The organism is Rhodococcus sp. EPR-157, from assembly GCF_001647195.1.
Classification (GTDB): Bacteria; Actinomycetota; Actinomycetes; order Mycobacteriales; family Mycobacteriaceae; genus Rhodococcoides.
The window spans coordinates 1-22,914 of sequence record NZ_LVCV01000309.1 but is presented as its reverse complement, the minus strand read 5'-3'; the positions used below and the strand labels follow the sequence as shown (position 1 = coordinate 22,914).

General features: G+C 64.2%; 22 protein-coding genes. 7 read left to right on the top strand and 15 right to left on the bottom strand.

Annotated features, from left to right (window positions below; translation table 11 throughout):
* From A2J03_RS14290 to A2J03_RS14260, 7 genes are all read right to left on the bottom strand, one after another.
* Nucleotides 1-711 carry a cysteine hydrolase family protein gene (locus A2J03_RS14290; RefSeq protein WP_068375023.1) on the bottom strand — a complete coding sequence of 237 codons (711 nt, stop codon included), beginning with the start codon at nucleotides 709-711 and terminating at the stop codon, nucleotides 1-3.
* Entirely contained in the window at nucleotides 708-2,492 is a 1,785-nt protein-coding gene (atzF, locus tag A2J03_RS14285; RefSeq protein ID WP_068375020.1) for an allophanate hydrolase, read from the bottom strand. The genes A2J03_RS14290 and atzF overlap by 4 nt, the downstream gene beginning before the upstream one ends.
* 57 nt (nucleotides 2,493-2,549) lie before the next feature.
* The gene (locus tag A2J03_RS14280) at nucleotides 2,550-3,224 is read right to left on the bottom strand and encodes a GntR family transcriptional regulator (RefSeq protein ID WP_068375012.1); all 675 of its coding nucleotides are present in this window, start codon (nucleotides 3,222-3,224) and stop codon (nucleotides 2,550-2,552) included.
* 156 nt (nucleotides 3,225-3,380) lie between these two features.
* On the bottom strand, nucleotides 3,381-4,634 hold the full coding sequence (locus A2J03_RS14275; RefSeq protein WP_068375009.1) for a dihydrolipoamide acetyltransferase family protein: 1,254 nt from the start codon (nucleotides 4,632-4,634) through the stop codon (nucleotides 3,381-3,383).
* The gene (locus A2J03_RS14270; RefSeq protein ID WP_068375007.1) at nucleotides 4,631-5,653 is read right to left on the bottom strand and encodes an alpha-ketoacid dehydrogenase subunit beta; all 1,023 of its coding nucleotides are present in this window, start codon (nucleotides 5,651-5,653) and stop codon (nucleotides 4,631-4,633) included. Before A2J03_RS14270 ends, A2J03_RS14275 begins: the two co-directional genes overlap by 4 nt.
* A complete protein-coding gene (pdhA, locus tag A2J03_RS14265; protein WP_068375004.1) occupies nucleotides 5,650-6,756 on the bottom strand; it encodes a pyruvate dehydrogenase (acetyl-transferring) E1 component subunit alpha in 1,107 nt (368 codons plus the stop codon). The genes A2J03_RS14270 and pdhA overlap by 4 nt, the downstream gene beginning before the upstream one ends.
* 164 nt (nucleotides 6,757-6,920) lie before the next feature.
* Nucleotides 6,921-7,379, bottom strand: a complete 459-nt coding sequence (locus A2J03_RS14260; protein ID WP_068375003.1) for a carboxymuconolactone decarboxylase family protein — start codon at nucleotides 7,377-7,379, stop codon at nucleotides 6,921-6,923.
* Nucleotides 7,380-7,427: 48 nt separating this feature from the next.
* Here A2J03_RS14260 and pdxR point away from each other — a divergent pair, with 48 nt between their 5' ends.
* Complete coding sequence (gene pdxR / locus A2J03_RS14255) at nucleotides 7,428-8,840, top strand: MocR-like pyridoxine biosynthesis transcription factor PdxR (RefSeq protein ID WP_068375002.1); 1,413 nt, start codon at nucleotides 7,428-7,430, stop codon at nucleotides 8,838-8,840.
* Nucleotides 8,841-8,843: 3 nt separating this feature from the next.
* Here the strand turns inward: pdxR and A2J03_RS14250 are convergent, their stop codons facing one another.
* The 4 genes from A2J03_RS14250 to A2J03_RS14235 all read right to left on the bottom strand — a co-directional run bounded on the left by A2J03_RS14250 (nucleotide 8,844) and on the right by A2J03_RS14235 (nucleotide 12,400).
* Nucleotides 8,844-9,575, bottom strand: a complete 732-nt coding sequence (locus tag A2J03_RS14250) for an SDR family NAD(P)-dependent oxidoreductase (RefSeq protein ID WP_068375001.1) — start codon at nucleotides 9,573-9,575, stop codon at nucleotides 8,844-8,846.
* Nucleotides 9,572-10,594: a phosphotransferase family protein gene (locus A2J03_RS14245; RefSeq protein ID WP_068374995.1), complete on the bottom strand. Its 1,023-nt coding sequence runs from the start codon at nucleotides 10,592-10,594 to the stop codon at nucleotides 9,572-9,574. Before A2J03_RS14245 ends, A2J03_RS14250 begins: the two co-directional genes overlap by 4 nt.
* On the bottom strand, nucleotides 10,591-11,790 hold the full coding sequence (locus A2J03_RS14240) for an acyl-CoA dehydrogenase family protein (RefSeq protein WP_068374992.1): 1,200 nt from the start codon (nucleotides 11,788-11,790) through the stop codon (nucleotides 10,591-10,593). Before A2J03_RS14240 ends, A2J03_RS14245 begins: the two co-directional genes overlap by 4 nt.
* 121 nt (nucleotides 11,791-11,911) lie before the next feature.
* The gene (locus A2J03_RS14235; RefSeq protein WP_068374991.1) at nucleotides 11,912-12,400 is read right to left on the bottom strand and encodes an NUDIX domain-containing protein; all 489 of its coding nucleotides are present in this window, start codon (nucleotides 12,398-12,400) and stop codon (nucleotides 11,912-11,914) included.
* 91 nt (nucleotides 12,401-12,491) lie between these two features.
* Here A2J03_RS14235 and A2J03_RS14230 point away from each other — a divergent pair, with 91 nt between their 5' ends.
* The 4 genes from A2J03_RS14230 (at nucleotide 12,492) to A2J03_RS14215 (ending at nucleotide 16,712) form a co-directional block, all read left to right on the top strand.
* Nucleotides 12,492-12,989, top strand: a complete 498-nt coding sequence (locus tag A2J03_RS14230; protein WP_068374986.1) for a hypothetical protein — start codon at nucleotides 12,492-12,494, stop codon at nucleotides 12,987-12,989.
* 18 nt (nucleotides 12,990-13,007) lie between these two features.
* Nucleotides 13,008-13,349, top strand: a complete 342-nt coding sequence (locus A2J03_RS14225) for a DUF1801 domain-containing protein (protein WP_068374985.1) — start codon at nucleotides 13,008-13,010, stop codon at nucleotides 13,347-13,349.
* Nucleotides 13,350-13,443: 94 nt separating this feature from the next.
* Nucleotides 13,444-14,685, top strand: a complete 1,242-nt coding sequence (locus A2J03_RS14220) for an ATP-grasp domain-containing protein (protein WP_068374982.1) — start codon at nucleotides 13,444-13,446, stop codon at nucleotides 14,683-14,685.
* Nucleotides 14,686-14,726: 41 nt separating this feature from the next.
* The gene (locus A2J03_RS14215) at nucleotides 14,727-16,712 is read left to right on the top strand and encodes a hypothetical protein (protein ID WP_068375053.1); all 1,986 of its coding nucleotides are present in this window, start codon (nucleotides 14,727-14,729) and stop codon (nucleotides 16,710-16,712) included.
* A gap of 100 nt (nucleotides 16,713-16,812) precedes the next feature.
* Here the strand turns inward: A2J03_RS14215 and A2J03_RS14210 are convergent, their stop codons facing one another.
* The 3 genes from A2J03_RS14210 to dapA all read right to left on the bottom strand — a co-directional run bounded on the left by A2J03_RS14210 (nucleotide 16,813) and on the right by dapA (nucleotide 20,057).
* Nucleotides 16,813-17,487 (bottom strand): YoaK family protein, encoded by a 675-nt coding sequence (locus tag A2J03_RS14210; protein ID WP_068374979.1) that lies wholly within the window; start codon nucleotides 17,485-17,487, stop codon nucleotides 16,813-16,815.
* A gap of 151 nt (nucleotides 17,488-17,638) precedes the next feature.
* Nucleotides 17,639-18,940 (bottom strand): lipase family protein, encoded by a 1,302-nt coding sequence (locus A2J03_RS14205; RefSeq protein WP_068374978.1) that lies wholly within the window; start codon nucleotides 18,938-18,940, stop codon nucleotides 17,639-17,641.
* A gap of 208 nt (nucleotides 18,941-19,148) precedes the next feature.
* Nucleotides 19,149-20,057 (bottom strand): 4-hydroxy-tetrahydrodipicolinate synthase, encoded by a 909-nt coding sequence (gene dapA / locus A2J03_RS14200; RefSeq protein ID WP_068374975.1) that lies wholly within the window; start codon nucleotides 20,055-20,057, stop codon nucleotides 19,149-19,151.
* Between the two features lie 72 nt (nucleotides 20,058-20,129).
* On the opposite strand from dapA, the gene A2J03_RS14195 reads away from it, so the two are divergent.
* Together A2J03_RS14195 and A2J03_RS14190 are read left to right on the top strand one after the other, a co-directional pair.
* Nucleotides 20,130-21,041 (top strand): LysR family transcriptional regulator, encoded by a 912-nt coding sequence (locus A2J03_RS14195; RefSeq protein WP_068374972.1) that lies wholly within the window; start codon nucleotides 20,130-20,132, stop codon nucleotides 21,039-21,041.
* Nucleotides 21,042-21,116: 75 nt separating this feature from the next.
* The gene (locus tag A2J03_RS14190) at nucleotides 21,117-22,421 is read left to right on the top strand and encodes an aspartate aminotransferase family protein (protein ID WP_068374966.1); all 1,305 of its coding nucleotides are present in this window, start codon (nucleotides 21,117-21,119) and stop codon (nucleotides 22,419-22,421) included.
* Nucleotides 22,422-22,427: 6 nt separating this feature from the next.
* On the opposite strand, the gene A2J03_RS14185 is transcribed toward A2J03_RS14190, so the two are convergent.
* The gene (locus tag A2J03_RS14185) at nucleotides 22,428-22,823 is read right to left on the bottom strand and encodes a MerR family transcriptional regulator (protein ID WP_442971354.1); all 396 of its coding nucleotides are present in this window, start codon (nucleotides 22,821-22,823) and stop codon (nucleotides 22,428-22,430) included.
* Between the last annotated feature and the right edge of the window lie 91 nt (nucleotides 22,824-22,914).

Here is a 22,914-nt window from a genome sequence, read left to right as displayed (position 1 = left end):
TCAGATCCTGTTCGTGTGGAGTGCAGGGGATGGAGTGAGCTCACGGAGTGCGTCGATGACGTCGTCCGACGGCGATGTCCAGCCGAAGATTCCGCCCTGCGCTGCGATCATGTCGAGGCCGACCCGCTGAAACTCCGGGAAATACGAACCGACACAGTCGGATACGACGAGGCACTCGTAGCCTCGATCGTTTGCTTCGCGCACGGTGGTGTGCACACACACCTCGGTGGTGACGCCTGTGACGAGGAGTGTCGTGATGCCCGCGTCTTCGAGGACTTCGGTGAGTTCCGTGGCATAGAAGGCGCCCTTGCCCGGCTTGTCGATGACGGTTTCGCCATCGATCGGCGCGAGCTCGTCGACGATGTCGTGCCCGTACTCGCCTCGGATCAAGATGCGCCCGAACTCACCAGGATCTCCGATGCGCTGCGACGGCATTCCTCGGTTCAGTTTGGCGGGAGGGCAGTCGGAGAGGTCAGGCAAGTGTCCCTCCCTGGTGTGGATCACCGGGACGCCGCTCTCCCGCGCCGCCGCGATGAGCGCAGCCAAGGGCTCGATGACGCTGCGGAGCATGTTCACGTCGTTGCCGAGACTCTCTCCGAAACCGCCCGGCAGCAGGAAGTCTCGCTGCATGTCGATGACGAGAAGCGCCGTCTTTCCGGCGGGGACGGTGAACGGCGTCGGTGACGCACCCGATACATACGATTCGCTCATGAGACCTCCTGTGCTGTCGGTGTACTGATCGCCTGGGAGTACGCGCGCCAGCCGCCGAACTCGCTGATGTCTTCGACGGGAGAGTCCGCCGCCCCGGTCTGCACTGCGACGTCGCAGACATAGCCGAGAGCGGACGATCCGTCGGCCAGATGCACCCGTCCCAGAGCGAGCACAGCCGGCATTCTGCCCGCGAGTACAGCCAGAGCGGCGGCGGGCAGACGCCACCGCTCCACGTCCTGTGCAGTGCCACCGGCCCGAACGCGCATCAGACCGGGTGTCGGGTCGTCCGCGCCGATGCGCAGCAACCGATAGGTCGGCGCGGTGGAGGTGGCCTCGGCCAGAACGCCACCCAGCTCGATCAGCTGACTGTTGGCACGTTCGCCGGCCAGGTGATGCCCGGCGACGATGATGTCGACGGTGTCCCCGCCTGCTGCGGGGCGCGGTTCTCCCAGTAGCCGGGCCGCGACCGCCAGCACGATATCGTCGGACAGCGCCGGTCCGATCACCATCAGACTGAACGGACGTCCATCGGCGGTGAGCCCGGCGGGGACAGCGACGGCGGTGAGATCCAGCAGGTTTCCGAAGTGGGTGTAGTGCCCCAGCTTGGTGTTGCACCCGATGGGATCGGCCTGGACTTCGGGAACGGTGAACGTGGTTCCGATCGTCGGGACGATCATCACGTCCATCGAATCCCACATTCCCGACACCTCACTGCGCAGCTCCTGCAAGTGCTGCAACGCCCGAAACGCATCGACCGCGGTGTACTTTCGGCCGCCGAGAAAGATCTCCCGAACCACGGGCACGATCGCATCCGGGCGCTCGTCGAGGAAGGTGTCGAACTCGACGAGTCGCTCTGCAACCCAGGGGCCCTGATAGAGCAGTGATCCGGCGTCGAGAAATGGCTCGAGTGACACCGCGGTCGTCGTGAATCCTCTGCCGTGCAGCGCTTCTCGTGCGGCGACATGAGCCTGCGCCATGGCGTCGTCGCCGAAGAAGTCGAGTTGGCTCGGATCGGGCAGCCCGATCCGAATGTCGCGACCGTCGTACTTCGGCCCCCGACCTCGGGACCAGCCGTCACGCGGATCGATTCCGCTGATCACGTCGAAGACCAGATCGAGGTCCGCGACGGACGCGGCCATCAACGTGATGCAGTCGAGTGACTTGCAGGCAGGTACGAGGCCGACGGTGCTGATCAGTCCGCGTGAGGGTTTGTATCCGACAATCCCGTTGAGCGCAGCGGGAACTCGACCGGACCCCGCGGTGTCGGTGGCGACACAGAACGGAACCTGTCCGAGTGCGACCGCCAATGCCGATCCGGAACTCGATCCGCCCGAGATCATGTCGTTTCCGTACACGCTTCTCGGGATTGTGTGCGGCGTACGCGTTCCGTTGAGGCCGGTCGCGAACTGGTCGAGACTGGTCTTGCCGACGAACAGGGCGCCCGCGTCGAGCAGAGCTTGCACTGCGGGCGCCGTCGACTCTGCGATGTAGCCGTACTCGGGACAGGCGAGCGTCGTCGGGAAGCCTGCGACGTCGATGCTGTCCTTGACGCCGAACGGGATTCCGTAGAGCGGCAGTTCCATAGCTCCGGGGCGCGCTTCCAGTTCGGCGGCCGCGCGTAGTAGATCGTCTCGTCCCAGCACAGTGATCCAGGTGCCATCGTCGCCGCGTGATTCGATGGCGTCGGCGAGCCTGCCGACGGTGTCCGTCGGGGTCGCCGTGTCATCTCGGTACGAGGCGAGAAGCTCGGTGATGCTCGGGCCTGCTACTGGACCAGTCATACCGTCGATTGTCGACAGTTTTGTGTTACTGCAGGTGGATGGCGTGTTTCGAGTCTGTTAGCAAATGCTCTCGAGGTGTAGGTAGGTCAGCTCGCCGTGTTCTTTCAGTGCAGCCGACGCCGTCGCCGGATCGTTGGACTCCACTGCCTCCAGCAGCACTGCGTGGCGTCGGATGCCGTCGACCGGCCGAGCCAAACGCGCTTCTTCACGCAGGTTGCGCGCCATCGGCAGCTGCAGCTTGAGCAGGATGGGCGCGTACGCGAGATCGAGCTGATGGCTCCCCGCCAGTGCGACGATCGCCTCGTGGAAGCGTCGATGCGCGTCGTCCTTCTCGAGCGATTCGCCGCGCGCATCTGCGTCGCGCATGTCGTCGAGCGCCGCACGCACGGTGACGAACGGATCCCCGTGTGCCGAATCGAGCGGGAGGGCTCGCCTGATCGCGTGCTGTTCGAGAACCTGTCGGAGCTCGAACAGCTGCAGAATGTCGGCCGAGGACCACACGGTCACCCGGAACCCCCGACGCGGCAGGTGCTCGACCAGACCCTGCTGCGCCAGCAGTCTCAGCGCCTCGCGCACCGGTGCCCGGCTGATGCCCAAACGCGCGCACAGGGTCTCTTCGACCACGCGGGACCCGGGTTCGAGCGCGCCGCTGAGCACCTCGGATCGGACCTGCCGGGTGGCCATCTCGACGAGACTCAGCGGCAAGGCAGCCTTGTTCGTCGGTGAGGTCATGTCGGCCAGTGTACGAACACGACGGGGAGCAGTGGAGGAATGCTCCGTTTCGGCCGCGTCGGAGCTAGGTGTTCGACCGGCTGGCGCTCCGCACCAGTGGCGCGGTTAAGCGCACGCCAGTGCACTCAACCGCGCCACTGGGGGGCGGAGGCCCGCTCACGCGAGTGCCACCAAGTTCAGCGGGTCCGACAACAGAGACGCGATATCGGACAGGAATCGAGAACCCTGCTCGCCATCGACGAGTCGATGATCGAACGACAGGCTCAGAGTCGTCATCGAACGCAGCGCGATCTCGCCCTCGAACTCCCAGGGTTGTCGACGAATCGCCCCGAAGCACAGGATCGCAGCCTCACCCGGGTTCAGGATGGGCGTACCCGAATCGACCCCGAACACCCCGACATTGGTGATCGTGATCGTCCCGTCGGCCAAGTCTTCCTGGCCCGTGTTTCCGTCCTTGGCCGTCGCGGTCAGTACGTTCAACGCGTGCGCGAGATCCTTCAACCCGAGCTTGTGCGCATTCTTGATGTTCGGGACCATCAGCCCCCTCGGAGTCGCGGCAGCAATACCGAGATTCACGTAGCCCTTGGTCACGATCTCCTGGTTCTTCTCGTCCCACTCCGAGTTCAGGCTGGGGTTTGCACGCAGCGCAATCAGCAGCGCTTTGGCCACCAGTGCGAGCGGTGTCAGCCGGATGTCGCGGAAGTGTCCGGTAGCGCGCAGCTTCTCCACCAGTTCGACGGTCGGCGTCACGTCGACGGTGATGAACTCGGTGACGTGGGGGGCTGTGAACGCACTCGACACCATCGCGGCCGCGGTGTGCTTGCGGACGCCCTTGATCGGGGTGCGGGTCTCGTTCTTGTCTTCGACGGACGAAACCGGCGGCTCCTCGGCGCGGCTCAGAAACGCAGCTATGTCCTCGCGTGTCACCTCGCCGTGAGCACCCGTCGCAGGTACCTCGGCGAGGTCGATCCCCTCCTGTTCGGCGACGAACCTGACCGGAGGCGACGCCAGCGGCCTCGAACTCTGCGCTGCTATCGGAGCATCGGGAGCTGATGTTGCAGTTCGGTTCCCGCGGCGGCTGGCCCCCTCTCCCACAACGCCGTACCCGACGAGCACTGGGACATGCTCAGCCGTTTCAGGTTCGCCGTGCTCCGCTGGCTCAGCGGTGTCGGATTCGTCCGCGATGTCGATGATCGCGGTGCCGACCTCGACGGTGGCGCCTTCCTCCGCATGCAAGGCGATGACCGTGCCCGCATAGGGAGACGGCAATTCGATGGAGGCTTTTGCGGTCTCGACCTCGGCGATGACCTGGTTCAGTTCCACGGTGTCCCCGACCTTGACGAGCCAGGTGATCAATTCCGCCTCGGTAAGGCCTTCCCCTAGGTCGGGAAGCCGAAAGCTCTTGGTCATACCCGAAAACTCCTGTCCACTGCGTCGAGGATCCGGTCGGCGTCCGGGAGGAAGTACTCCTCCAGCTTTGCCGGTGGGTACGGGATGGTGAACCCGCCGACACGCTGCACCGGGGCTTCGAGGCTGTAGAAACACTGGTCCTGAACGCGCGCAGCGATTTCGGCGCCGATCCCCATGAACGTTGCCGCCTCGTGCGTGACAACGAGGCGTCCGGTCTTGCGCACCGACGCCGCGATGGTGTCCATGTCCAATGGCGACAGCGACCTCAGATCGATCACCTCGAGTGAACGCCCCTCCCCTGCCGCGACGTCGGCAGCCTGCAATGCCGTCGCGACGAGCGGCCCGTATGCGACGACCGTGGCGTCGGTTCCCGCGCGCACGACTCGTGCCTTGTGCAGCGGATACGCGCCGTCGATCGAAGCAGTGACGTCGACCTCGCCCTTCTGCCAGTAGCGTCGTTTCGGTTCGAAGAACAGAACCGGATCGTCGGACGCGATCGCCTGCCGCAGCATCACGTTGGCGTCGGCGGCGTTGCTGCAACTGACCACTCGAAGTCCTGCGGTCTGCGCGAAGTACCCTTCGGGCGACTCCGAGTGATGCTCGACGGCGCCGATTCCGCCGCCATACGGAACACGGATAGTGATGGGCATCTTGACGCTTCCACCGGTGCGGTAGTGCAGTTTGGCCACCTGCGAGACGATCTGGTCGAACGCCGGGTAGATGAAGCCGTCGAACTGTATTTCGACCACCGGCCGGTATCCGCGGAAGGCGAGTCCGACTGCGATGCCGACGATTCCGGACTCAGCCAGTGGGGTGTCGATGACGCGGGTGGGCCCGAAGTCCTTCTGCAACCCGTCGGTGATGCGAAAGACACCACCCAGTTTGCCGATGTCCTCGCCGAGTAGTACGACCTTGGCGTCATCTTCCATCGCCCGCCGCAGCCCTGCGTTGAGAGCCTTGCCGAGCGGAAGCGTCACGGGGGCAGCAAGTGTCGCAGCGGCGGCAAGTGTGGCGGTCATGGCTTTTCGGCTCCTTCGAATCCGGCGAGATACGCGGCATATGCCTCGGGCTCTTCCGCGATCAGGGGATGCGGATCGACGTAGACGTTGTCGAACAGCGACATCGGGCCCGGCTCCACGGTGCCGAGGCATCCTCGACGCAGGTCTGCTGCGGTGGCATCGGCACGTTCCTCGACGCATGCGCGGAAGGACTCGTCCATGGCACCCTCACGTTCGAGGAGCCGTTCGATACGGTCGATCGGGTCCTTGCGCCTCCACTCGTCGTCGAGAGCAGCGGGACGGTACCGCGACGGGTCGTCGGACGTGGTGTGCGGCCCCATCCGATACGTGACGGCTTCGATCAGTGTGGGTCCGCTGCCTTCGCGCGCCCTCGCCAGTGCAGTTCTGGTGGCGGCGAGTACGGCAAGAACGTCGTTGCCGTCCACTCGCATTGCTGGAACTCCGAAGCCACGACCGCGCTCGGCGATCGTGGTGTGAGTCTGCACCGTCACCGGTTCGGAGATCGCCCATTGGTTGTTCTGACAGAAGAACACCACCGGCGCTCCGAAGCTCGCCGCAAATCCGAAAGCCTCCGAGATGTCTCCCTGGCTCGTTGCGCCGTCGCCGAAGTAGGTGATGACGGCACCCTCGGCTCCGTCGAACTTCATGCCGAGTCCATATCCCGTGGCGTGCAGAGCCTGGGAGCCGACGATGATGGCCGGGGTCGTCATGTTGTATTCGTATGGATTCCAACCGGATTGCGTCGATCCCCGCCAGAACCGGAGCATCTGCGTCGGGTCGACCCCGCGGCAGTACGCGACGCCGTGTTCCCGGTAGCTGGCGAAGACGAAATCGTCGTGCTCGAGCGCTCTGGCCGAACCGACCTGCGCGGCTTCCTGGCCCAGCAGCGGCGCCCAGAGTCCAAGTTCACCCTGGCGCTGCAGTGCTGTCGCTTCGGCGTCGATGCGGCGCACGACGACCAGGTCCTCGTACAGGTCACGCAACTTATCGGTGGTGATGTCATCGACTAGCTCGCTGTACATGGTCGGCGCGGTACGCACGCCTTCCGGTGTGACGATCTGGATGAGCGTGTCCTCGACCGTTGCGGAATAGGCGGTGTCCATGTCGGCCTCCGTACAGGTTGCACTGTTACCTAAGACACAACCCCCAACCAGCAGCTAGCGCAATAGATGATTTCTTGACTGAGCAACCTGCACGGATTTCGGTCACGAATACGTGCATATCTCGAGCTCGATGCCCCATCACGACGAGCGGCATCGAGGTGCGGTCACGACGCGGCGACGTTGCCCACCCCGGGGATCATGTGTGTCGTCACGCCGATTCGGTTCCAGGCGTTGATCGTGAAGATCTGGGCAATCAGCTGACCGATCTGGTGCTCGTCGAAATGCTGCGCGACGCGCCCGTACACCTCGTCGGAAACTCCACCGTCGGAGATCAGTGTGACCGCCTCGGTCAGCGCCAGAACGGCCTGCTCTCGCTCGTCGAAGAAGTTCGGTGCATCGCGCCACACCGAGACGAGCGCGAGCCGCTCCTCGCTCTCTCCGGCTTTGCGCGCATCCGTAGTGTGCATGTGCACGCAGTACGCGCAGCCATTGATCTGTGAAGCGCGAATTTTGATCAATTCGGCAATCGTGGGGTCGATGCCGTCTCGGCTCGAAACGTCCAGCGCAACGAGCGCTTTTCGGACGGCAGGGGACGCGGCAGCGAAGTTGATTCGTGGTGTCATGGGAGAGAACGCTACGACCTCGGTTGACCTTCGGTAAGGTGCAATTCGATGCCCAAAGACGAGGTCAATTCCGGATTCGACCTGCACCTGAGCCTGGCGCCCGACGGCTCCCGCAAAGCAGCCCTCGGACGGGCGCTGCGCGAGGCCGTCGGATCCGGTCGCCTCGAACCGGGCATGACGCTGCCGCCGTACCGCACTCTCGCGAAAGACCTGGACATCGCCCGCAACACCGTCGCAGAGACGTACGCCGAACTCGTGTCCGAAGGCTGGCTCGAAGCCCGACAGGGATCCGGCACCCGCGTCGCGCACCGGGCCACGACGACGGCGGACATGCCTACCTCGACCGTGCCGCCTCAGCTGCGACCGACGTTCGACTTCCGTCCTGGCCGTCCCGACGCGGGGTCGTTCCCACGAACAGCCTGGCTTGCTGCGGCCAGGCGGGCGGTCGGCAGTGCACCCGTCGACGCCTTCGGACCGGGAGACCCACACGGACGCATCGAGTTACGGCGCGCGCTCGCGGGCTACCTCGCTCGGACCCGAGGTGTTTCGACGGATCCGCGCCGAATCTTCGTGTGTTCGGGGTTCATGCAGGCAGCGGGGTTCCTGACGCGGTTGCAGAGCACGGCTCCGTTCGCGCTCGAATCCTATGGTCTGCCGTTCCACCGCAGAATCTTCGAAGAGACCGGGCCGACGATCTCCGTTCCGGTGGACGAGAACGGCTGTTACATAGACCATCTGGATTCGACACCTGCTCGGACGGTCGTCCTCACGCCGAGTCACCAGTTTCCGACGGGCGCTCCGCTGCACCCTGCGCGGCGAACCGCCGCAGTCAGATGGGCCCGTGCACACGACGGTCTCGTCGTCGAGGACGACTACGACGGAGAGTTCCGCTACGACCGGAACCCGGTGGGAGCCATGCAGGCGCTCGACCCGGATCGGGTGTTGTACCTGGGATCGGTCTCCAAGAGCATGTCCCCGGCGATCCGTGTCGGGTGGATGGTCGTTCCCGAGCACCTTCACGATCCGATCCTCGCCATCAAGGGCGTCCGCGAGGGCACGGTCGGCGTCGTCGATCAGCTGACGCTCGCCGAGCTCATCATCAGCGGCGCATACGATCGCCATGTCCGCGCAATGCGGTCGAAGTATCGCAGGCGCCGCGACGAATTGTCACGGGCTCTCGCTCAGCACGCCCCGCACATCGGAACGATGGGCATCTCCGCCGGACTGCAGGCCGTCCTCACCCTTCCGGAAGGAACCGAGAAGACGGTACTGCGCATGGCCGGCGAGGCAGGAATCGCACTCGAGGGGCTGCAGTGGTTCCGGCACCCGCTTGCGCTGACCGACACCACGGACGCTGTGCTCGTGGGCTTCTCGGCTCCGAGCGACGGCTCCTACACCGCGGCCGTGAACGCGCTCGTCTCGGTTCTTGCTCTCACCGCGCCGGGCCGGCGGCGAGGGTAGGGCTCAGGCCCCCAACCCAGCACCCGCCCTCGTGACCACCAGACGCGGTACGACGGCTCGCGAGGACAGTCTCAGCACACTGGCCGCGAGCTCGACGATGTCACCGACGCGAATCATGGTGTCGGCGGGGATCTTGTCTTTCGTCCAGTCGCTCATATCGGTGTCGACATAGCCTGGCGCGATGGAGGTTCCGCTGATTCCGTTTCCACTTTCCTCGGCATTCAGGGTCTCGACCAGCGAGAGCATCGCCGCCTTCGTCGCTCCGTAGACCGCCAAGCCCGCTTCCGAGTACACACCGGCCATGGAAGCGAGCGCGATGACCTTGGCGCCACCGTCGGGATTCTCTTCGACGCCGCGCCGCAGCAGCGGAATGGAGTTCTGCAGCACCTGGAACGGCGCCCGGAAGTTGACGTCGAGTGTCTTGTCGAACCTGCGCATCGGATAGTCGGCGATCGAACCTGCGGTTCCGACACCGGCATTGAGCACCAGCGCATCCATCGATCCGAACGCCGACGCGTGTGCCTCGACTATTCGGTCGGCGGCATCACGATCGGCGAGGTCGGCAGCTACCGTCACCACTCGCGGGGCCCCCGCAGCCGAAAGACCCTCGGCGACCGCGTCGAGTGCCGTCGAATCCCGCGCGGTGATCGTCAACGAATATCCCAATTCGGCCATGCGCGTGGCGATTCCGTGGCCGATTCCGCGGGATCCACCGGTAACCAATGCAGACTTCATTCCTTGCCCTCCATAGCTCGAAGCCCAGCGGCCATGAACTCGTGCGTTGCTTCCGCTGCGGCCGCTGCACCGGACCCGCTGTCTGATCCAGCGAGTGCCCGATGGGTGATGCCCTCTCCGATGACTCCGAGCTTGAAATTCGCCAGCGCGAGGTAGAACTCCCAGTCCGACAGCCCGGTTCCGGTTTCACGGCTGTAGCGTTCGGCGAGTTCGTCGGCCGACGGATAGCGGTCACTCGTCCACGCAGCACTCACTCCCAGCACGGCGTCGAAGATCGGCTGTCGGTACACACACATCAATGCGACGTCGGTGAGCGGGTCACCGAGCGTCGACATTTCCCAATCGACCACGGCAGCAATCGAACCCGGATTCCCCTCGGTCAGGATCACGTTGTCGACGCGGTAGTCGCCGTGCACGATCGAGGAGCCCGAGCGCGCCGGAACAGCCGCTGCGAGCTTGTCGCGAAGACGCTCGACATCCGGCAGATCCCGCGTCTTGACGGCTTCCCACTGTCGCGCCCAGGTCTTGACCTGACGACCGACGAACCCTTCCGGCTTGCCGAAGGATCCGAGCCCGACGGACTCGAAGTCGACGCTGTGCAACAGGCCGAGAACACGGATCAGTTCAGTCGTGTTGGCGTCGATGTCGGCATCGGAGAGATCCTCGAGGTCCGCGCGCGTTCGGACGACCCTGCCCGGATCGAACTCGACAACCGTTGTGGGCGCACCTAATACCGTGCCCGCGGAGTCGAACGCGACCGTCTTCGCGACAGGGACGTCGGTCGCCTGCAGGGCGCTCGTCACGGCCCATTCGCGAGCCATGTCGTGCGCGGATGGAGTGAGGCCACTCGTCGGAGGGCGGCGAACCACCCACGCCGATTTCTCGTCGTACGCCTTGAACGTCAGGTTGGATCGCCCGCCGCTGATCAGTTCGACCTGCAGATCGCCGACGAGCACCACGCCGCTGTCGGTGAGGAACTTCGCCAGCGCCGGCGTATTCATTCCGGCGAGCTCGCTCATCGTGCCGCCTTTTTCGCTGCACCGACGACTCGCTTGGCGATCGCCCATCGATGGACCTCGGACGGGCCGTCGTAGACCCGGAACGGACGCACCTCCCGGGAAAGTCGCGCCAGGGGCAGGTCGTCGGATACGCCGAGTCCGCCACACATCTGAATGCTGCGGTCGACGATGCGGAATATCGCCTCGGCCGCAAAAGTTTTGGCGATCGAGGTCTCGTTGCCGGCATGTGAGCCCTGATCGAGCGCGAAGCACGCCTGAACCAGCAGGGCTCGCGTCGCGGCAATGTCGATCTCGTTGTCGGCGACCATCTTCTGAACCATGCCGAGGTCGCCGAGTACCGATCCGAAGCCTTCACGCTGCGCCACCTGGGCGACGGCAATGTCGTGCCCGCGTCGTGCCGCACCGAGCCAACGCATCACATGAGTCATGCGGGCGGGACCGAGCCGGACCTGCGCGTAGGAGAAGCCCTCGTCGACGGCCCCCAGTACGTTCTCGTCGGGCACGAACACGTTGTCGAAGAAGACCTCGCAGTGACCACCGATCATGGCCTTGTCGAGCGTTCCGATGTGCCGTCCGACCTTGATCCCTGCAGTATCGGCTGGAGCGAGGAACATCGTCGCGCCGCCGCGGTCCCCTGGCTTGCCTGCTGTGCGGGCCATGATGATGAAGAAGCCTGCGCCGTCGGCTCCGGTGATGAACCACTTGTGGCCGTCGACCTTCCACCCGCCGTCGACCTTCACCGCAGCGGTCGTCAGTGCAGACGGGTCGGAACCGGCTCCAGGGGCGGGTTCGGTCATCGCGAAGGCGGATCGAACGTCACCCGCCGCGAGGGGCGCGAGGAATTGCTCCTTCTGCGCGGCCGAGGCGATATGGGCGAGCATGTGGACGTTGCCTTCGTCGGGCGCGCCGATATTGAGGGCGACGGGACCGAACAGCGAGTAGCCACCCTCCTCGAACACAGGCGCGCGATCGCTCATGTTCAAGCCCGCTCCCCCGTACTCGACAGGCGCGTGCGGAGCGAAGACACCCGCGTCCTTGGCTGCGCGCTGCATCGATACCCGCAGCTCGTCGCCGCCTGCGTCCTCGATGTTGCCGAGAAACTTGTCCTCGATCGGCAGGATCTCGTTCCGAACGAAGGTTCGCGTCTTGTCGATCAGGGCCTGAACTTCGGGCGAGTACGTCAGATCGATCGACACAGAAGCGCTCCTTCGGGCTTCGGGGACGACCGAGCGATCGCTCGGTCGGGCATCAGATTTGCACGAGCAGTCGCTGCGCGTCAATACCCACGGTGCATGCTCGAGTGGCGGCCGGCGGCATTCATGAGCGCACTGGGGGCAGGGCGTCGAGAACCACCGCCTGCGCCGCGAGGAGTTTCACCCGTGCCTGCGCCACCGAGAACCAGGCAATCCTGTCGATCTCCGGGAACGACTGCACCCGACCCGACCTCGGCGGCCACTCGGTCTCGAACGTGTTGCTGACGAAGCCTGCCGTATCCAAGCCCGCCGTACTCGAGCCCACAGCATCCAGGTCGGCTTCGACGGCGAACACGGTCACCACCTTGCCGCCCTTCTGGACGATCCTCGGCAGTTCCACCGCCTCGCCGTCGGGAATCTCGATGCCCGTCTCCTCGCGGAACTCACGTCGGGCAGCGGCCAGTGGGTCCTCGTCCGTGTACTCGCCCTTGATCACGGACCAGGCGCCGTCGTCCTTCCGTGCCCAGAACGGGCCGCCCGGATGGCCGATCAGCACTTCCACCACGTCGCCTCGTCGTCGGAATGGGAGAATCCCAGCACTCGTTTTCGGCATCGCCTCACTCTGCCAGTCCCGGACGACGAGGAAAACTCGATACGCGTTCGAAAGTGTTTGCTCTCACCTGGGAATATGGCAGTCTCGTGAGGTGCACGAAGCGGACAAACACCCCGAAACGCCGGTGGAAGGCCCACCTGCGACTCGTGGTGTCCGGGATGTCGGTTGGGTGATCGGCGTCGGACTGGCGCCGCCATTGCTGCTGGCGCTGACCACGCCCGCCGTGGTGATCCTGGGGAGTCGTGACGGATTGATACCGGCGGTGCTGAGCAACTGGAACCTCTACGCCGTGTTCGGTCTCGTGATTTTCGCGCCCATCATGGTGGTCTCGTGCATCGGCGCGCTGGTGATGATCTCCAGATTTCGAGTCGGACGATGGATCTCGACAGCAGGAAACGTCGCGACGGCTGTGAGCATGGCGATCCTCGTGTACGCCGGTACGGCAGACCTCGTCGTTCGCCCGGCTGATCCCGACCCCGACAGCTGGGTGTCGGCGCTGACACCCGTCGGCACTATCTTGTTCGTCGTGCCCTACGTGGCACTGCTCGCCGCAAATCTGTACGTCATTCGCCGCCTGTGGAGGCAGTGACCCGTATCGTCTGAACCCATGAGCGGAGATTGGCGCAAGGACATCGTCGATGCGGTTCGCGATTCGATCGTGACCGCAGCACCAGGCGTCGTCGAGGAAGCCAAGTGGCGCAAGGCGTCCAATCCCGACGGCGTGCCGACCTTCAGTCTCGACGGCCTCATCTGCACCGTGGAGACCTACAAGGACAAGGTCAAGGTGACCTTCGCGAAGGGTGCATCGCTGGCGGATCCCTCGAACATCTTCAATGCCAGCCTCGATGCAGGCACGCGGCGAGCGATCGATATCCACGACGGTGATCTCCTCCATACCGAGGCGTTCGAGGACCTGGTGCGGAGCGCCGTGGAGGCCAACCAGGGTTGAACCCCTGGGCTGAACCCTTGCTGGAGCCTGCACGCCCCCTCTGTACGGTGGACAAGACGACCTGACCGAAAGATCCCCGACGGAAAGGACTTGTATGCCGCAGCCCACACGACTGGAGAAGAATCCGGACAAGGGCTACGTCGCACTGCTGGGCTGGAGCCTGGCGGCAGTGGAAGCACTGGATGCATTCGACCGTAGATACCTGGTAGTGGCCCCGGAATGGGCCGAGCCGTACTGCACCGAGCACGACATTCCCTTCCTCCCGTGGAACTTCGAACGCCTCAACGATCGTTCGCTGGAGATCGCCGAAACGCTGCAGGACGAAGGCGTCGACGTCGCGATCCCGCTGTACGAAGAGACGGTGGAGTGGGCCGGGGCGATCAATTCCGTATTGCTCGGCAACCCACGACTGTTCGGCCAAGCCATGCTGCTGCGCGACAAGGCGCTGATGAAGCGACGCGCGCAGCTCGGCGGGATCCGCGTCGGAATCTTCGAGGAAGCGCACGACCGCGAGGACGTCATACGCTTCCTGCGCCGGGTCAACCAGACGCTGCTCAAGCTCGACGGCGATCCCAACGACCCCATCCACCTCAAGGCCTTCGACAAGGCCGGGTGCCTCGGACACCGCGTCATCAGGACTCCCGACGAGGTCGACTCGATTCCCGACGACGAATTCCCCGTGCTGATGGAATCGCACCTCGACGGTTGGGAATTCGCAGTCGAGGCGTGGATCCACAACGGAAAGATCAAGTTCCTCAACATCTCCGAGTACGTGACGCTCGGCTACTCGGTATTCGTTCCTGCCACACCGGAACTGGAACGATACCGGCCGCAGATCACCGCTCAGATCGAGAAGCTCATCAAGACCTTCGACATCGAATTCGGGTTCATTCATCCCGAGTACTTCGTCACGAGTGACGGTGAGATGTACTTCGGCGAAGTTGCGTATCGGCCACCGGGTTTCAAGGTGTTCGAGCTGCTCGAGCGGGCGTACGGGTTCAACGCCTACCAGGGGCTTGCGTTGGCATTCGACCCCAAGACGACCGAGGAGGAAATCGACGCTTTCTTCCCACGCGAGGTCGTCGATGCCGCCGGTCACGCCGGATGCTTCGGCGTCTACCCGCGTCGACGCGTCGTCAGCCATCTCGAGATCCCGGAAGCGACCGCCGAGGACGACTACTACGAGACGAACGACTTGTCCGCGCCGGTCGAGGAGACCGTCACCAAGCGGACGGCGTTCGGAACTCACTGGGGTCTGCTGTATTTCTTCGGCGACGACCCCTACCGAATGCGGGATCTGTTGAAGCACCAGGAAGAACTGGACTTCTACGTGTGAGGCAGGATCTCGGGAACGCCGACAACGGACCGTCGCAAACACTGGACGCGCCCGTCGACCAAGCGCTGGTAACGCGACTTGCGCAGCTCGATCACGCCACCGACGCACTGGCTGCCGCGCCGGACTTCTCCAAGGGCACGAAGGTACGACGAGTCCTCGACTCGCTTCATCGGGTATTGACGCGTCCGGGTGGATGCGCCGAAGTTCGTTCCCGCGCTGCAGTTCTCGACGAAGCGGGTTTGTTCATCGGTACCGACTGGGCACACCCGGATATCCTTGTGCCGGGCTTCGTCGGACCGAGTTTGCGCAGCGGCGTGATCGACACGGTCGTACTCGAGGCAACCAGCGAGCTGCGGTTGGTCGCGATCGCCGCGGGCGAGTACGACCATCCGGCGATCAGCGCCGAGGACGCGAAGCGGTTCCTGTCGCAGATTCTGGCGATGAACCTGGAAGTGTTGTTCTCGTCGCCGTCGGAGGCCGAGCGAGTTCGACTCGGCCGCGTAGCGCATCTGATTCGTGACCTGTTCGCGTACGTCGCTGACCAGATCGGCTACGACAGCGTGCTCGGAGAACTCGGCGACGAGATCTGGCGCGTGTTGCGCCAGCGGCCGATTCAGGTCGATCACGTCAAGGCGATGGTCACTCGCATCGCGGTGTACCGAGAAGATCCCGACGTCGATCTCGGCGCATCAGGCCAAGGACTCGATCGTCTGATCTCGGCGTTGTTCGGGCCGACCGAGGCGTGCCGTGAGGATCCTGGCGTCGACGTCTACCGCTCGCGTCTCGGCGCGATGGACGCCGAGGGTCTGGAGTTCGAGGCGCGCGGTTTTGCGCGCGCCATGCACGACACCGGCCTCGTTTCGCCGTACCACGCGACGCTTGCGCGCTTCCTGATCGAGCACAACACGTACCTGCTCGGCGAGGCGCTCGGTGTCTCCGAAACCGGTCGGACCTGCCTGCAGCGATATCCAGAGTTGGTGCACTGCTTGATCGTCGAGGCCGTGCACCCCGAATCCGCACAATGCCTGTACGGAATCGCGCTACTTCTCGACCGCGGAATTCTGCACCAGCCCCCGATTGTTCCGTCACTGTGGCGCCAACTGGCTCTCCGTCTCGCGCCCGAGGTTCGTCGACGCCTGCTCGACATCTTCGGACCGACTCCGGAGCCCGAGGCCAGGTTGCTCGGTGGTTTGCTGTCGATGCTCGGGCAACCCCTCGGCATCGGACAGGGCGACAATCCGACCTGTCAATCCGCACGGGCACTGTCGATGTGGGCGTACAACGACCCGGACTACCTGCTGCAGATGGTCGTCTGGGCGGCGCGCGACGACGAGATCGTGATGCACTTCGAGGGTCAGCCGCTCTCGTCCAACGACAGCTCGGGAGGAGTCGCGACTTCCTCACCGGTGGACCTCGATCCCGTGTCACAGCTCGTGGTGCCGCACCTCGACCGTATCTACGCCGAGATGATCAGGCAGTGCGCAGATCGGCCGGGCGATCCGCATCGCTGGGTCAACCCCGAGTTCCACGGGTGGTGGTCGGCGCGCGGATTCAACATCAACGTCGACGTCGAGACCGGAAAGCTGATCGATCTCGACGAGTTCCTGCGTGGGTTCTACGCGTCGTATCACTTGGAGTACAACGGCGGTCAGCCTCTGGTCCACCCGCAACCGGCGGGGATTGCCGTCACCGACAGCGCAGCTCGGTACGTCGGCTGGCATGCCATCACGATCTTGCGCGTCGCACTCGATCCCGATGCTGTCATGCGGGTCTACTTCTTCAACCCCAACAACGACAGCGGACAGGATTGGGGAGACGGCGTCGTAGTCGGGACGGCGAGCAACGGCGAACGAGCGGGCGAGGGCTCACTTCCGTTCGAGCAGTTCGCATCTCGGCTGTACATTTTCCACACCGATCCGCTCGAACATGGCGAGCCGGAGAAGGTCCCCGCTGAAGGCATCGAGACGACGGTCGGGTACATCGAGCGTAGCTGGGGTGCGGATCGGATGCCCGGAGCGCCGACTTAGGTTCTGCCGCCGAGCTAGGTTTGCCGAGCTAGCACGGTTTTTGCAAAGCTGGCACGGGTTTTCACGTCCTAGCGCCTGTGCTAGATCGGCAAAAAAGGTGCTAGCTCGCCGCGCGCTTCGACCGGCGAACTCCGAACACGGCCAGTGCCAACGCAGTACAGCCAGTCACGACGGACACTATCGGCCCGTGTTGCGGCGCGGTGAAAATCGATACTGCTCCCGCAAACGATCCGACGACCAGCGCTGCGATAGCACCGATCCGCAGCGCCAGGTATTCGGTGTCACCGCGGGCAAGATCGTCGACGACGTTCACCATCGTTCCGGTGACGAATGTCGTCGACAGCCCACCACCTACCGCGGACGTGCGTGCGACGACTGTCTGGAGTGCCATCGCCGCCGCCGACAGCGCGACGAGTCCGTCGACGATGATCGGATCGGTCGGACTGTCCAATATCCACCAGGCCGCGAGGCTCGCGACCTGGACTCCCGCCGCCACGCCGAGCAACATTCTCGTCGACCGAACGGGTGATCGAGTCGTCGTGTGCGCGTAGCGGAATCCGACGAGAAGCACGACGAAGAACACAGCGATCGACACTGCCGCTCCGACCAAAGTGGCGAGGTAGTCGTCTCGTCCTACTAGTCCGACCAACACCAGGTTGCCGGTCATGTTGGCAGTGAAGATTCCACCCAGAGCCAGGAACGCGAACGCGTCGGTTGCGCCTGCTCCGAACGAGAGCACCAGCAGGAGCCACGGTGAGCGCGTCTTGTCGGTCATGCGAAAACCTTAGTGGCGCTCCGCACCAGTCGTGCAGTGGCGCTCCGAACCAGTCGTGCAGTGGTGCGGCTCCGCCGCAGTGGCGCGGTTGAGTGCAGCCCAGTGCACTCAACCGCGCCACTGGAGGCGGAGCCTCCCAGACCAACTGGAGTCAGAGTTGGCGACCCAGCAACGCCAACGTCGTCGACCATGCCAACGCGAACAGATCTCGCACCGCCCCGAACGACGATGCCGTCGACCAGACCGTCGTGATGCCTGACGGTGGTACCGGCTGACCGTCGAACCTGTCCTGCAGCCAGTCGAGCGTCAGCGGTGCCGACAGTGGATGCAGCGACAGGTGCTCGCTGAGCCGATCACGCAGGTACGTCACGTGTGCGCCGTTGTCGAGGTAGCGATCCACCTGTCCGTCGACGTCGTCGATCGCGATGATCTGGTCGTGTACCGCCTGGACGACGAGCATCGGTACGGCGGGAGCGATACGCCCCGGTTGAATCTCCTCGAACACGTCGAGAATTTCGGGCTTGGCCAGCAGGTCCGCCAGCGGGATGTCGATGTACCTGTCGAGGTCGTGTCGCGCGAGTTTCCGGACTGCCGCGACGGTGGTGAGGTCGTCGACGGAGTCGAGCAGTGCCAGACCTTCGGCGTTGACGTGTTCACGCACGACGCGGTCCAGGTCAGGGTAGGTACGCCGAAGACCTTCGACCACCAACGTGGGCAGTCCCGCATGCAGCGTCGCGTTGAGCCGCATGAAGGCTGACGCGGGGTCTCCGACGGGTGATCCGAGGGCGGCACCGACGATGTCGATCTCGGGCGCATATGTCTCGGCCATCTCGGCGGCCCACGACGTCGCCAGTCCGCCACCGGAGTATCCCCACAGTCCGACCGGAGTGTCGTACGACAATCCGAGTGGCGCGAATCTCAGCGACGCCCGCACTGCGTCGAGCGTGCAGTATCCGGGCTCGCGGGGTGATCCCCAGTGCCCGTCCGGCCCCTCGTGGTCAGGAAGGGAGATGACCCAGCCGCGGCGCAACGCGTGCAACACGAGTACGAACTCGAACTGCGGTACAGCTCCCCATGCCTTCGCGCCGCGCTGCAGTGCATACGACGGGAAGCACACGGACGACACGGCATCGATGGCGCACTGATAGGACAACAGACGAGGAGCTTCCGCGACGCTTCCGCGCTGCATCAAGATCGTCGTGACGCTGACCTGCGGGTTGTCGTGGAGATCGTTGGTTCGATACAGCAGTTGCCACGCATCGACCTGCTGCGGGATCGATCCGTACAGGGCGACCTCGACCTCACGATGACGCAGAACGGTCCCTGGCTCAGCCGTTTCGAAGCCTTCCGGCGCGGTGTAGAACGCGTCGTCGGCAGGCAGTATCGCCCGTCGGGGCCGAGGTGATTCCTCGGACTGCCACGGCGCACTGCCGGTTTCTCTGTCGACGCTCATCCCACACCCTTTTTATCCGGTTCTTGCAGTCACAGTAACCCGGTTCGACCGGTGGCAGCCTTCTGCATCCGACTGGGAGGCCTCGAACAGGACAAAAGGGTTGCTTCTACGCAGTGTGTTCGATCTGTCTTTTGCGCAGTTGGTGTGCCGCTGCACATTGTGCGCAATCAACAATCGAAAGAACGTGCATCGGAATAGTCGAGAGCTATCACGTGCGAGCTGCAATGGACCTAGTCGGCAAGTGAGCAAGTGTCGCCGTTAGCCGCTGCACGTGCTCCTGCGGGGACTCGACCAGCGGAAGTCGCACTGCCGCATAGTCGATGATACCGACGGCGTGTAGTGCGACCTTTGCCATGATTGCCCCCTGCGATGTCCTCATGACTGCATCGGCGAACGGCAGCAGTCGCGACTGCAGACGACGAGCCGATACGAGATCGCCGTCACGGACCAGATATATAAGTTCGCCGTTCTGTTCTGCCACAACGTTTCCCACGACGCTGACGAGTCCCGTTGCACCGATGGCAAGGTACGGCAAGTTCAGCTCGTCGATGCCGCAGTAGTAGTCGAGCGAAGTCCGCGACATCACTGACATGGCCTCGAACAGATCGCCTTTCGCGTCTTTGACAGCGCGAATGTTCGGGTGACCCGCAAGTTCGACGAGTGTCGCCGCGTCCATCGCGGTCCCCGTGCGTGCAGGGACGTCGTAAAGCATCACCGGCAGGTCCGTCGCGTCGGCCACTGCTACGCAATGAGCAACGATTCCGGCCTGCGTCGGCCGCGAGTAGTACGGGCAGACGACCAGCAGCGCATCCGCTCCCGCCGCCTCAGCCCGACGAGCACGTTCGACGCTCGATGCAGTGTCGTTGGTGCCGACGCCAGCGATCACCCGTGCTCGGCCGTTCGCCTTCGCAGCCACCGATTCGATCAGCCCCGCCGTCTCGGTATCGGTGAGCGTGGGTGCCTCACCTGCCGTGCCTGCCACGACGATGCCGTCGCACCGGGTGTCAATCAAGTGTTCGACGAGCCGGTCCAGGCTGGATCCATCCACACCATGGCGAGCGTCCATCGGCGTGACCATGGCGACGAGGTTGGACCCGAAAAGCTGTTCACTGTTCATAGGCCGAGTGTGCGCACTCCGATACCAATGGTCCAGCGATGCTTTCTTCGCAATATTGCGTAATCTTGCTTCATGATCGATGTTGCCGCATTGCACGCGCTGCGCACGGTTGCCGCGCTCGGGACTCTGGCGCGGGCAGCCCGCGAACTCGGATTCACCGCATCCGCGGTGTCGCAGCAGATCAAACGACTGGAACGCCAAGTCGGGGTCGAGGTGCTCGCACCTGCGGGCCGGGGAGTCGTGCTGACGCCCGCAGGCCGGGCCATCGTCGACTCGTCCCCCGACGTGTTCGACGCCCTCGAGCGGTGCGCGGGGGCAGCGCAGTCCGTGGCCGAAGGCGATCCGCGGGGCACCCTGCGCATCGTCGCTTTCTCGACCGCCATTCGCGGCCTACTGGCGACCGCGGCGGGCAGGCTGGCGAGCGAGTGCCCGGATCTCGAAATCCGAATCACCGAGCAGGATCCCGAGCGCGCACTGCACAGCGTGGACACCGGATCCGCCGATGTCGCGCTGGTCCACGACGCGGACGGTCTGCCCGCACCGATGCCTGTCTCGCTCGATCGGAGCCTCGTACACACCGACTTCGGCGACATCGTCGTACACCGACGACATCCCCTCGCACAGCTCACTCTGCCGCTGACTCCCGCTGCACTGCAGGGCCACTCATGGGTGACGAGCCCATCGGGAACCGTGTGTCACCAATGGTTTCGACGGCTGGTAGCGGACCTCCCCGAGGCTCCTGACGTTCGACATCTCGTCGACGACTTCTCCAGCCAACTCGCATTGGTTGCATCCACGAATGTGATCGCACTCATCCCCCGCCTCGCCCGCCCGCCTCTCGGAGATGATCTCGTCGCACTGGCACTGCAGCGGCCACCGACGCGAGAGGTGCATGCAGCGTGGCGTCGTAGCGCACAGTCGAGCCCGTCGATCCGAGCATTGGTCACCGAATTGTCAGGCGCGGCGTCAAGTTCGTTCCTATGAAGAATCGCGGCGCGGGCTATTCTGTGGTCGTTCGCACGACAGCCGGCACCGGCCGACCACACCCGAGGAGACGCCGTGAGCACCGAGAGCTTCTGGGACGATGCCGATCGCCATCTCGTTCGTTACGGCACTAGCTTCACCCCTCGCATCATCGAGCGTGCAGCAGGGGCGTACGTGTACGACAGCGAGGGTCGCGCAATCCTCGACTTCACTTCGGGGCAGATGAGCGCGGTGCTCGGTCACTCTCACCCCGATATCGTCAGGGCGGTGTCCGAGTCGGTCGCAACACTCGACCACCTGTTCAGCGGCATGCTGAGCAGGCCGGTGGTGGATTTGGCGAAGAAGCTTGCGGCAACCTTGCCTGCGGACTTGACCAGAACACTGCTGCTGACAACCGGCGCCGAGGCCAACGAGGCCGCGCTCAAGATGGCCAAGCTCTACACCGGTGGGTACGAGGTCGTCTCTTTCGACCGGTCCTGGCACGGCATGACCTCTGGCGCCGCAGCAGCAACCTTCTCCGCCGGCCGCCGAGGATATGGCCCGACGATGCCGGGCAATCTGACCCTGCCGACCCCGGACTTCTATCGCCCACAGTTCCGGCATACCGACGGCTCCTATGACTGGGAAACCGAACTGGCGTATGGCTTCTCGTTGGTGGACAGGCAGTCGACCGGCGCGCTCGCGGCATGCCTGGTCGAACCGATCCTGTCGTCCGGAGGCATCATCGATCCGCCTGTCGGCTATCTCACGCGTCTGAAGGAGTTGTGTGTCGAGCGCGGGATGCTGCTCATCCTCGATGAAGCCCAGACCGGACTCGGTCGGACCGGTCAGATGTATGCGTTCGAGCGTGACGGCGTCGTGCCGGACATTCTGACGCTGTCGAAGACACTCGGCGCCGGCCTTCCGGTGGCCGCCGTCGTCACCGGCGACAGGATCGAGGAGGTGTGTCGCGAGCGTGGGTTCTTGTTCCTCACCACGCATGCGTCCGATCCCCTCGCCGCCACTGTTGCCAACACCGTCCTCGACGTCATCGAACGCGACAGCTTGGTCGAACGCGCCGCGAAGTTGGGCGAGCAACTCGTGGATCGACTCGACGCGCTGCGCGATACCTACGAGGTGGTCGGTGATGTTCGAGGCCGCGGGTTGCTGCGAGGGATCGAGTTCGTCACCGACAAAGCCACCAAGGCGCCTGCCGACGCCCTGGGACAGGCCGTGACAACTGAGTGCCTCGAACGCGGGCTGCACCTCAACATCGTGCAACTACCCGGCATGGGAGGCATCTTCCGAATCGCGCCCCCGTTGACGACGAGCGAGGACGAACTGCACGACGGAATCGACATCCTCGACGCGTCCATCAAGGCGGTTCTCGCAGCTTCTTGAGTGACGCTAGGGCCCCGTTGCTCCACCATAGGTGGCGATCTTGTATTCGGTTGCCACCAAGGATAATTGAAGCTCTCGGATCTGCCGACGGATGGTGTCGCGGTGTTCGAGGAGGATGTCGAGCCGTTCGGGGACAGTGGACTCCCCGCGGTCGACGAGTTCGACGTACTGCTGCAGGTCCCGCATCGGCATGCCCGACAGTCGCATTCGCGAGAGAAAGACGAGCCTACGCACCGCCGCGGCGTCGTACTGCCGGTGACCGTGCGCATCGCGGTCCACCTCGATCAGCCCGCATCTCTCGTAGTAGCGCAGCGTGTGTGGTGAAACATCGAGCAGTTCGGCCACCTCGGAGATACCGAGGGGCTCGGTTACCTCACCAGGATCGAGCAGTCCATGAACAATGATCGGCCCAGGGATTTCGGACAGTGGACCCGCTTAGAATAGGGATCTACTGAAATGAGTCCGACCAGCATGAGCAGATCACGGCGATCGT

What these genes read in the sequence shown, in the direction of transcription:
- A2J03_RS14290 (WP_068375023.1), bottom strand. Translation starts at nt 711, where the DNA reads ATGAGCGAATCGTATGTATCGGGTGCGTCACCGACGCCGTTCACCGTC.
- atzF (WP_068375020.1), bottom strand. Translation starts at nt 2,492, where the DNA reads ATGACTGGTCCAGTAGCAGGCCCGAGCATCACCGAGCTTCTCGCCTCG.
- A2J03_RS14280 (WP_068375012.1), bottom strand. Translation starts at nt 3,224, where the DNA reads ATGACCTCACCGACGAACAAGGCTGCCTTGCCGCTGAGTCTCGTCGAG.
- A2J03_RS14275 (WP_068375009.1), bottom strand. Translation starts at nt 4,634, where the DNA reads ATGACCAAGAGCTTTCGGCTTCCCGACCTAGGGGAAGGCCTTACCGAG.
- A2J03_RS14270 (WP_068375007.1), bottom strand. Translation starts at nt 5,653, where the DNA reads ATGACCGCCACACTTGCCGCCGCTGCGACACTTGCTGCCCCCGTGACG.
- pdhA (WP_068375004.1), bottom strand. Translation starts at nt 6,756, where the DNA reads ATGGACACCGCCTATTCCGCAACGGTCGAGGACACGCTCATCCAGATC.
- A2J03_RS14260 (WP_068375003.1), bottom strand. Translation starts at nt 7,379, where the DNA reads ATGACACCACGAATCAACTTCGCTGCCGCGTCCCCTGCCGTCCGAAAA.
- pdxR (WP_068375002.1), top strand. Translation starts at nt 7,428, where the DNA reads ATGCCCAAAGACGAGGTCAATTCCGGATTCGACCTGCACCTGAGCCTG.
- A2J03_RS14250 (WP_068375001.1), bottom strand. Translation starts at nt 9,575, where the DNA reads ATGAAGTCTGCATTGGTTACCGGTGGATCCCGCGGAATCGGCCACGGA.
- A2J03_RS14245 (WP_068374995.1), bottom strand. Translation starts at nt 10,594, where the DNA reads ATGAGCGAGCTCGCCGGAATGAATACGCCGGCGCTGGCGAAGTTCCTC.
- A2J03_RS14235 (WP_068374991.1), bottom strand. Translation starts at nt 12,400, where the DNA reads ATGCCGAAAACGAGTGCTGGGATTCTCCCATTCCGACGACGAGGCGAC.
- A2J03_RS14225 (WP_068374985.1), top strand. Translation starts at nt 13,008, where the DNA reads ATGAGCGGAGATTGGCGCAAGGACATCGTCGATGCGGTTCGCGATTCG.
- A2J03_RS14220 (WP_068374982.1), top strand. Translation starts at nt 13,444, where the DNA reads ATGCCGCAGCCCACACGACTGGAGAAGAATCCGGACAAGGGCTACGTC.
- A2J03_RS14210 (WP_068374979.1), bottom strand. Translation starts at nt 17,487, where the DNA reads ATGACCGACAAGACGCGCTCACCGTGGCTCCTGCTGGTGCTCTCGTTC.
- A2J03_RS14205 (WP_068374978.1), bottom strand. Translation starts at nt 18,940, where the DNA reads ATGAGCGTCGACAGAGAAACCGGCAGTGCGCCGTGGCAGTCCGAGGAA.
- dapA (WP_068374975.1), bottom strand. Translation starts at nt 20,057, where the DNA reads ATGAACAGTGAACAGCTTTTCGGGTCCAACCTCGTCGCCATGGTCACG.
- A2J03_RS14195 (WP_068374972.1), top strand. Translation starts at nt 20,130, where the DNA reads ATGATCGATGTTGCCGCATTGCACGCGCTGCGCACGGTTGCCGCGCTC.